At 53.6% G+C, this 388-nt stretch carries 1 pseudogene; it reads right to left on the bottom strand.

Annotated features, from left to right (window positions below):
- Positions 1 to 388, bottom strand: a pseudogene (locus ACQRAX_RS25650) (hypothetical protein); the annotation flags it as partial.

Below are 388 nucleotides of genomic sequence, written 5' to 3'. Positions count from 1 at the left end.
CCAGCTCGGGGGAGCGCTTGGCCCATTGCTCGGGCGGCAGGGGTTTGGACCATTCGATGATGGCGGGGTAGGTCAGGTCTGGAGGCGGATTCAGTTTCCAGCGTTCAAGTACGTCTATCAGTAGCGTGTTAAAAATGAAAATCCCACAGAAGCCTTCCCAAAATGCTGTTACAAGCCAACCCCTCAACTTCGCAGCCTTGATAAGGTCGTCCATATAGGTGGCCCATATGCCTTTAGATCTGTCGAAGCGTGCAGTCTGATCATCAACTGCATCCGGTCCAATCTCCATATAACTGCGCATGCACTCCCACAACGCCATGGCGGTGGTGCCACCTCCACAGTTAAAGCCCAGTGAGAAATGCTTGTTATCGTCTTTGGCCTGCGGGTC

The sequence above is a fragment of the Pseudomonas sp. UM16 genome (genome assembly GCF_050312595.1).
GTDB lineage: Bacteria > Pseudomonadota > Gammaproteobacteria > Pseudomonadales > Pseudomonadaceae > Aquipseudomonas.
Note: the sequence above shows the minus strand (reverse complement) of the source record. Positions and strands in the feature narration are given on the sequence as shown.